Here is an 8757-nt window from a genome sequence, read left to right as displayed (position 1 = left end):
TTAAGAAGAGAACCTGAATAAGAGTACACAGAGAGGGCGACTGCGTCGCAGAGAAAAACTCTGTGCTTCTGTGTCTCTGTGTTTGAATCACCGCCAAATTCTCATTCATAGTATGAAATAATTATTACGAAGTACTTACACTATGAATAATTCAGGCTAAATGAATTTCCGTATTAAATCAACAAATTCTTTTCCGTACTTTTTCTTTTTGTATTCAGTAATACCGCTGATTTTGCCAAACTCTTCTATAGTTGCAGGGCGCGATATGCTGAGTAAGTGTAATACTTTGTCGGAGAGGATGATATAGGCAGGTAATGCTTCCAGGTCGGCCATTCGCTTCCGTAGCTCGCGTAATGCTTCAAAAAGTGCTTTGCTTTCCGTGTTTGGCAATCCCAAAGGTAGTTCCCTGACCGGAATGGGCGTTTCTTTCTTCCTTCCTTTAGCAGTGGTATCCTCACGGCGGATGATTGCAAGTCTGGCTTGGGCACGCCCGAAAAGAACATCACTACCGCTATTGGTGATTTTCAGATGGTTATTTTCGTTATATGCTATTTCGAAATAACCCAGTTGTAACATTTGTAATAAGTAATCCTGCCAGTCGCGGGCAGGAACTTCACGTCCCACACCAAAAGTTTTCAGTTGGTGATACCTTTTCTCCGATATTTCCTGATTCATATTCCCCCGCAGAATGTCTACAAGCACACTTGTACCGATTTGTTGTTCGGTGCGAACGATAGCGCTTAGAGCCTTCTGGACAATAACCGTCCCGTCAAAGCGTTGGGGCGAATTCCGGCAGACGTCACAATTTCCGCAGTCGTTAGTGGCAGTTTCTCCGAAATAACTCAAAAGGATACGACGGCGGCAAATGTCAGCCTCGGCATATTGCTGCATACGTTGCAGCTTCTCTAAATTTATCCCTGTTTGCCCGCTTTCCGTTGCAAACTTCGTCAGCAGAATCAAATCCGACAGGGAGTAGAACAAAAGAGTATCGCTTGGTAATCCGTCGCGCCCGGCACGCCCGATCTCTTGGTAGAAACTTTCTATGCTTTTGGGGAGATTGTAGTGGATAACCCAGCGTACGTTGTTCTTGTCGATTCCCATTCCGAAAGCGATTGTTGCGCAAACAATCTGTGCGCGGTCGTTGATGAAATCATCTTGTGCTTCATTTCGTTGGGTTGGCGAGAGCCCTGCATGATAAACAGTCACCCGGATACCTTGCTTTTGTAGCATCTGCGCTACGGTTTCCGTTTTGCTGCGACTCATACAATATATAATGCCGCTTTCGCCGGAGTGGCGTGCAATGAAATCCAGAATTGTTTTGGTTTTCTCTCTCTGCTGATATCCCCGTTTTACTGTGAGGCTGAGGTTTGGACGATCGAAAGATGAAATGAAAACTCTTGGTTGGTTGAGGTGTAATTGTTTTAGGATATCTTCACGCGTAATTTTATCTGCCGTAGCGGTTAAAGCTATAATCGGCACATCCGGATATACTTCATGCAAGAACCCCATTTGTGCATATTCCGGACGAAAGTCATGTCCCCATTGGGAAATACAGTGCGCTTCGTCAATGGCAAATAGCGAGATATGCATATCTCTCAAAAGAAAATTGGCTTCCGCTATTAGCTTCTCAGGCGAGATGTAGAGTAGTTTTAGCTTTCCTTCCATACAGGCACGGCGCAAGACGGCATTTTCCGTTTCGTCATTGTTGCTGTTCAGCGCACCTGCTGAAATACCGTTGGCACATAAAGTCTCAACCTGGTCTTTCATTAAAGAAATCAGAGGAGAAACAACAATGGCGGTTCCTTTGCGCAACAATGCAGGAAGCTGATAACAAATAGACTTCCCGCCTCCGGTAGGCATTAATACTAACGAATCTCTGCCGTTCAATACTGTACGAATAATCTCTTCTTGTAAAGGACGGAAACTCTCATAGCCAAAATACCTTTTAAGCGTCTGTATCATTTATCTGATATAAAGTTTTGTTCTACAAAGATATATTAAATATTAGATATGTTGCAAATTAGAAAGTGTATCCATATACACCATAAGTGTTCTCTTAAAAGTTAAAGTTTCTTATTAAAGCAATAGAAAATGTACTTTTCAACCTTTTTCGTTGTTTACATAATAAAAAAATGTATGAGAAAAGTTGTGTATTAGAAAAAAATGTCAGACTTTTGTAAGGTCTAAAGGAAAATCCTTATAGACTATTATTTTCAAACAAACCCTAACCAGTTAATTCAATGAGTGATTTAGAAAACAAGAACCAAGGTGCAGCTTCAAAGAAGCGCCCTTACAACTTGAGAGAAAAGAAAGAAAAGAATGCTGCTTACCGTTCATTAATACGTCCGGAATTAGCAGATGAATTGTATGACAGGATATTAAATATCGTTGTCGTGCAAAAGAAGTACAAAGACCCTGATTATTCAGCTAAAGATTTGGCTAAAGAGTTGAAAACCAACACTCGCTACCTGTCGGCTGTAGTAAATTCCCGTTTCGGTATGAACTATTCATGCCTGTTGAATGAATACAGAGTGAAAGATGCCAAGCATTTATTGACGGATAAGAGATATGCCGACAAGAATGTAGAGGAAATCAGCACAATGGTAGGTTTTGCCAACCGTCAGTCTTTTTATGCTGCGTTTTATAAGAATGTAGGTGAAACACCTAACGGATATCGTAAGAAACACGCAGAAAAAAAATAAATCTGTGTTGAAGAATGTTTAGAAAGGAAATATTCCGGAACGTAAGTTCTGGAATACTTCCTTTTTATTTATAAATAGTTAAAGGAGTTATTGCTTTACTCGGTAGTTAGAGGAGTTAAAGCTGATAACTCCTGAGTAAAGTGATAACTCCTTTAACTGCTACATTTTATTTATTCTAATACCTCCCGCACATGAAGAAACAATTAATGGTATGTGCCGCTTTTGCATTACTGACAGCTTGCAGTGGCTCAAAGACAACAACTGCCGAGGCAGATAAATTTGATTATACAGTGGAACAATTTGCAGATTTACAGATTTTGCGTTACCGGGTATCCGGTTTCGAGAACTTGACGCTCCAACAGAAGGAATTGGTGTACTACCTCACGGAAGCTGCTTTACAGGGGCGTGATATCTTGTTTGACCAGGATGGAAAGTACAACCTGCGCATACGCCGTATGTTGGAGGCGGTATATACAATATATAAAGGAGACAGAAATACTCCGGATTTTAAAGCGATGGAAACATACCTTAAACGCGTTTGGTTCTCCAATGGCATCCACCATCATTATGGAAGTGAGAAGTTTGCACCGGGATTTACTCCCGAGTTCTTCAAGCAAGCAGTGCTGGGTGTAGACGCTTCTGTTCTGCCGTTGGCAGAAGGACAGACAGTGGAGGAACTGTGTGAGGAAGTCTTTCCGGTTATATTTGATCCGTCGGTGATGTCGAAACGTGTGAATCAGGCGGCAGGGGCTGATTTGGTTCTGACTTCCGCCTGTAATTATTATGACGGCGTTACACAAAAAGAAGCTGAGGACTTTTATAATGCAATGAAAGATCCGAAAGATGAAACTCCTGTTTCTTATGGACTGAACAGCCGTTTGGTAAAAGAGAACGGTAAGATACAGGAGAAAGTCTGGAAAGTCGGTGGATTATACGGTCAGGCTCTCGAGAAGATTGTGTATTGGTTGAAGAAAGCGGAAGGTGTGGCTGAAACACCTGAACAGAAAGCAGTTATCGCCAAGTTGATAGAATATTATGAAACCGGCGATTTGAAAACATTCGATGAATATGCCATCCTTTGGGTGAAAGACTTGAATTCTCTTGTTGACTTTGTGAATGGTTTCACTGAAAGTTATGGCGATCCGTTGGGGATGAAGGCGAGTTGGGAGTCGTTGGTAAACTTTAAAGATTTGGAAGCTACCCGTCGTACGGAAGTTATCAGTAACAATGCACAATGGTTCGAAGACCATTCTCCGGTAGATAAGCAATTCAAAAAGGAAGAGGTGAAAGGCGTTTCCGCCAAGGTGATTACCGCCGCTATTCTGGCAGGCGATTTGTATCCCGCCACAGCTATTGGCATCAACCTGCCCAACTCTAACTGGATACGTAATCATCATGGTTCCAAGTCAGTTACCATCAGTAACATTACGGATGCTTATAATAAAGCGGCTCATGGCAATGGGTTTAATGAGGAGTTTGTTTACAGCGATGCCGAACTTCAGTTGATTAATAAATATGCCGATTTGACAAGTGACCTTCATACGGATTTGCACGAGTGCTTGGGGCACGGTTCCGGAAAGTTGCTTCCGGGAGTAGATCCGGATGCTTTGAAAGCTTATGGTTCTACAATTGAGGAAACGCGTGCCGATTTGTTCGGTCTGTACTACGTTGCCGACGCTAAGTTGGTGGAGTTAGGACTTACGCCGGATGCTGATGCATACAAAGCCGAATATTATATATTCCTGATGAATGGGCTGATGACTCAATTGGTTCGTATAGAACCCGGCAATAATATAGAAGAAGCTCACATGCGTAACCGCCAACTCATAGCCCGCTGGGTATTTGAAAAAGGTGCGCCCGACAAAGTGGTGGAAATGGTGAAGAAGGACGGTAAGACGTATGTAGTGGTAAATGATTATGAGAAATTGCATGTACTCTTCGGTGAATTGCTGTCCGAAGTTCAGCGTATTAAATCTACAGGCGATTATCAGGCTGCGCATGATTTGATTGAAAACTATGCAGTAAAAGTAGATCCTGATTTGCACGCTGAGGTGCTGGCGCGCTACAAAAAACTGAATCTGGCCCCGTATAAAGGATTTGTGAACCCCAAATATGAAGCTGTGACGGATGCTGCCGGTAAGATTACAGATATTAAAGTGACTTATGACGAAGGTTATGCCGAGCAGATGTTACGTTACAGCAAAGATTACTCAAATCTGCCATCCGTTAATAACTAAAGTATTATGCCCATAGATTTACATGGACAATTGAAAGAAATAAAGACACAGCTCCGCCTCTCCATGAACGGGGCTGTGTCTCAAAGCATGCGTGAGAAAGGATTAGTTTATAAACTGAATTTCGGTGTAGAACTTCCGCGTATCAAACTGATTGCGGAAGGGTATGAAAAGGACCATACACTGGCGCAGGCTTTGTGGAAAGAGGAGATACGCGAATGTAAAATCCTTGCGGGATTGTTGCAGCCGGTAGACTCTTTCCTGCCTGAGATTGCTGATATTTGGGTGGAAAGCATCCGGAATATTGAAATGGCAGAACTTACGTCCATGAATCTGTTCCGGCATTTGCCTTATGCTCCTGCCAAATCTTTCCAATGGATTGCCGATGAACGGGAGTATGTACAGGTTTGCGGTTATCTCACCATTGCCCGTCTGTTGATGGAGAAAGGCGATATGAACGAACGAACAGCGAATGAGTTCCTCGACCAGGCGATATGCGCCTTTTTGTCCGGTTCGTATCATGTGCGGAATGCAGTGATGGCTGCCATTCGTCGCTTCATACAGCATAGTGAAGAAAATGCTTTCAGTGTATGCCGCCGGGTAGAAGAAATGGAGAGTTCTGTAGTTGAGACTGAACAGTTATTGTATAATGCTGTAAAAGAAGAAATTGCAGGGTGAGAATGTTCTTCTTCCTGTTATATTAATTGTCGGTTTCCTTATTTTTTTCCTTTTTCTCATTTGCTTTCCGCAAAAAAGGCTTAACTTTGTTGGCTGTAGAAAAAAGGCTCCTTCAAAATGGAAAGTCAGAGTGTGAAAGATACGGTAAGGCAGATATTCACCGAATATCTTAATACGAATGGGCATCGCAAGACTCCCGAGCGGTATGCCATACTTGATACTATCTATTCTATTGAAGGCCATTTCGATATTGATACTCTCTATTCGCTGATGGCAGACCAGGAAAATTTCCGGGTGAGCCGCGCAACTCTTTACAATACAATCATTCTCCTTATCAACGCTCGTCTGGTTATTAAGCACCTGTTCGGAAATTCTTCTCAATACGAAAAGAGTTATAACTGTGGCACCCATCTCCATCAAATATGTATGCAGTGTGGTAAGGTGATTGAATCCCAGAATGAAGAGTTGCAGCATGCAATAGGGAATACTAAGTTAAGTCGGTTTAGTCTGTCGCATTACTCGCTTTATTTATATGGGTTATGCAGCAAATGTGACCGGGCTAACAAACGCAAGAAGAAAAAGTAATAATCATTAAGACAGAAAGATGAAAGTAGATGTTCTATTAGGATTACAATGGGGTGACGAAGGCAAAGGCAAAGTTGTTGACGTGCTGACTCCGAGATATGATGTGGTAGCCCGTTTTCAGGGAGGACCGAATGCCGGGCATACGCTCGAGTTCGAAGGACAGAAGTATGTGCTTCGTTCCGTTCCTTCGGGAATTTTTCAAGGTGACAAAACGAATATTATCGGTAATGGTGTAGTGCTTGACCCGGCTCTCTTCAAAGCAGAGGCGGAAGCATTGGAAGCCTCCGGGCATAAACTGAAAGAACGCTTGCACATTTCAAAGAAAGCGCATCTCATTATGCCTACTCACCGTATATTGGACGCTGCTTACGAGGCTTCGAAAGGTGATGCCAAGGTAGGTACCACGGGTAAAGGTATAGGCCCGACCTACACTGACAAGGTAAGCCGTAACGGTCTTCGTGTAGGTGATATCCTGCACAACTTTAAACAGAAGTATGACAAAGCCAAAGCGCGTCATGAGGTAATTCTGAAAGGCCTGAATTATGAATATGATTTGGTAGAGTTGGAGAAAGCCTGGTTTGAGGGTGTTGAATATTTGAAACAATTCACATTGGTGGACAGTGAACACGAAATTAACAAACTGCTGAACAATGAAAAGTCTGTGCTATGTGAAGGTGCGCAAGGTACGATGCTTGATGTTGACTTCGGTTCTTACCCATTCGTAACGTCTTCCAACACCATTTGCGCAGGTGCTTGTACCGGTTTGGGGATAGCTCCTAATAAAATAGGTGAAGTTTATGGTATCTTCAAGGCATATTGCACACGTGTGGGTGCAGGTCCGTTCCCGACGGAGCTTTTTGATAAGACGGGCGACCAGATCTGTACTTTGGGTCATGAATTCGGTTCGGTGACAGGACGCAAACGCCGCTGTGGATGGATTGACTTGGTTGCGCTGAAGTATGCCATCATGGTAGATGGAGTTACCAAGCTGATTATGATGAAGAGCGATGTACTTGATGCGTTTGAAACCATTAAGGCTTGTGTGGCTTATAAAGTAGATGGTGAAGAGATAGATTACTTCCCGTACGATATTGATGAAGGCATTGAACCGGTTTATGTTGAGTTACCGGGTTGGGAAACCGACATGACGAAGATGCAGAGTGAAAACGAATTTCCCGAGGAGTTCAATGCTTATCTGACATTTCTGGAAGAACAGCTTGGCGTGCCCATCAAGATTGTTTCCGTAGGTCCCGACCGTGGACAAACAATCGAACGCTATACGGAAGAGCAAGAAACGGAATAAGAATTAATCAGCCTGAATTATTCACGCTGTAGGAGTTAGAGAAGTTAAAGAAGTTATCAGCCGGCAAGTTGGCTTAGGAGTTAAAGCCAATACTCCGTAAGGGATAGCAAGACTATCGGCGTTGACTACTTAACTACTTAACTCCTAACGAAGTGATAACTCCTCCAGTTCTGAATAATGCAGACCAAGTATGTTTAATTATTAAAAACAAAGAAAATTATGGGAACCAGTATGATAGGAATACAATGGATTATTTTTATCGGCGTAGCTGTAGTAAGCTGGCTGGTACAAATGAATTTGCAAAGTAAGTTTAAGAAATATTCCAAGATACCTACCGGTAATGGAATGACAGGGCGTGATGTAGCCATTCAGATGCTACAAAACAATGGAATTTATGACGTTCAGGTGACACATACACCGGGACATCTGACTGACCATTATAATCCTGCCAATAAGACAGTTAACTTGAGTGAAGGTGTTTATGCAAGTAACAGTATTATGGCTGCCGCCGTTGCTGCTCACGAGTGCGGGCACGCTTTGCAGCATGCGCAGGCTTATGCTCCGCTGACTATGCGTAGTAAGTTGGTGCCTGTGGTATCGTTTGCTTCGCAGTGGATGACATGGTTGTTGCTGGCGGGTATTTTGCTGTTGAATAGTTTCCCGGGATTATTGTTGGCAGGTATTGTCTTATTTGCCATGACTACGCTGTTCAGTTTCATCACTTTACCGGTAGAGATTAATGCAAGCAAGCGCGCATTGGTTTGGTTGAGCCGCTCGGGTATTACAAACTCTTACAATCATAAGCAAGCCGAGGACGCACTTCGTTCTGCAGCTTATACGTATGTGGTTGCAGCGTTGGGTTCACTGGCAACTCTGATTTACTACATTATGATATTTATGGGTCGTAGAGATTAAGAGGCTGTGTCAAAAGTAAAGTAGACTATCCTAAAGATATTTTTCATCCGCAGATTACGCAGATAACACAGATTGGGTTTTATTTAAATCCGTGTAATCCGTGTTATCTGCAGATGAAAGATATCTTTAGGATAGTCTACTTTACTTTTGACACAACCTCCTAAGAATTTGCGGAAATATCTAAATGACAATGAATGGTCGTCATTCACATTCATTATGATAGTATTATCCTGCTTTTTGTAACACGTCTTGATTTATAAATTCATCTTTTAGTGTACTTGATGAACGAACAAAGAATAATAATGCGCTATTTATGCGCTTTATTGTATATTTACAAGCT

Annotated in this window: 7 protein-coding genes; 6 read left to right on the top strand and 1 reads right to left on the bottom strand. The window is 42.5% G+C overall.

The features are described 5' to 3' along the window. Positions 1-156 precede the first annotated feature (156 nt). Complete coding sequence (recQ, locus tag B2Z67_RS05165; protein ID WP_291528750.1) at positions 157-1962, bottom strand: DNA helicase RecQ; 1806 nt, start codon at positions 1960-1962, stop codon at positions 157-159. 278 nt (positions 1963-2240) lie between these two features. Here recQ and B2Z67_RS05160 point away from each other — a divergent pair, with 278 nt between their 5' ends. The 6 genes from B2Z67_RS05160 (at position 2241) to B2Z67_RS05135 (ending at position 8417) form a co-directional block, all read left to right on the top strand. After that, entirely contained in the window at positions 2241-2702 is a 462-nt protein-coding gene (locus B2Z67_RS05160) for a helix-turn-helix domain-containing protein (protein ID WP_291528749.1), read from the top strand. A gap of 191 nt (positions 2703-2893) precedes the next feature. After that, entirely contained in the window at positions 2894-4939 is a 2046-nt protein-coding gene (locus tag B2Z67_RS05155) for a dipeptidyl-peptidase 3 family protein (RefSeq protein ID WP_291528748.1), read from the top strand. A 12-nt stretch (positions 4940-4951) separates the two neighbouring features. Beyond that, complete coding sequence (locus B2Z67_RS05150; RefSeq protein WP_291528758.1) at positions 4952-5614, top strand: DNA alkylation repair protein; 663 nt, start codon at positions 4952-4954, stop codon at positions 5612-5614. 117 nt (positions 5615-5731) lie between these two features. Then, positions 5732-6199, top strand: coding sequence for a Fur family transcriptional regulator (locus tag B2Z67_RS05145; protein ID WP_291528747.1), 468 nt, complete (start codon positions 5732-5734; stop codon positions 6197-6199). Between the two features lie 19 nt (positions 6200-6218). Further along, complete coding sequence (locus B2Z67_RS05140; protein ID WP_291528746.1) at positions 6219-7502, top strand: adenylosuccinate synthase; 1284 nt, start codon at positions 6219-6221, stop codon at positions 7500-7502. 219 nt (positions 7503-7721) lie between these two features. Further along, on the top strand, positions 7722-8417 hold the full coding sequence (locus B2Z67_RS05135; RefSeq protein WP_291528745.1) for a zinc metallopeptidase: 696 nt from the start codon (positions 7722-7724) through the stop codon (positions 8415-8417). The last annotated feature ends 340 nt before the right edge of the window (positions 8418-8757 follow it).

The organism is Bacteroides sp. UBA939, assembly GCF_002293435.1.
Lineage (GTDB): Bacteria > Bacteroidota > Bacteroidia > Bacteroidales > Bacteroidaceae > Bacteroides.
Note: the sequence above shows the minus strand (reverse complement) of the source record. Positions and strands in the feature narration are given on the sequence as shown.

Excerpts from the sequence above, each read along its gene's own strand:
- recQ (WP_291528750.1), bottom strand. The coding sequence starts at position 1,962 with ATGATACAGACGCTTAAAAGGTATTTTGGCTATGAGAGTTTCCGTCCT.
- B2Z67_RS05160 (WP_291528749.1), top strand. The coding sequence starts at position 2,241 with ATGAGTGATTTAGAAAACAAGAACCAAGGTGCAGCTTCAAAGAAGCGC.
- B2Z67_RS05155 (WP_291528748.1), top strand. The coding sequence starts at position 2,894 with ATGAAGAAACAATTAATGGTATGTGCCGCTTTTGCATTACTGACAGCT.
- B2Z67_RS05145 (WP_291528747.1), top strand. The coding sequence starts at position 5,732 with ATGGAAAGTCAGAGTGTGAAAGATACGGTAAGGCAGATATTCACCGAA.
- B2Z67_RS05140 (WP_291528746.1), top strand. The coding sequence starts at position 6,219 with ATGAAAGTAGATGTTCTATTAGGATTACAATGGGGTGACGAAGGCAAA.
- B2Z67_RS05135 (WP_291528745.1), top strand. The coding sequence starts at position 7,722 with ATGGGAACCAGTATGATAGGAATACAATGGATTATTTTTATCGGCGTA.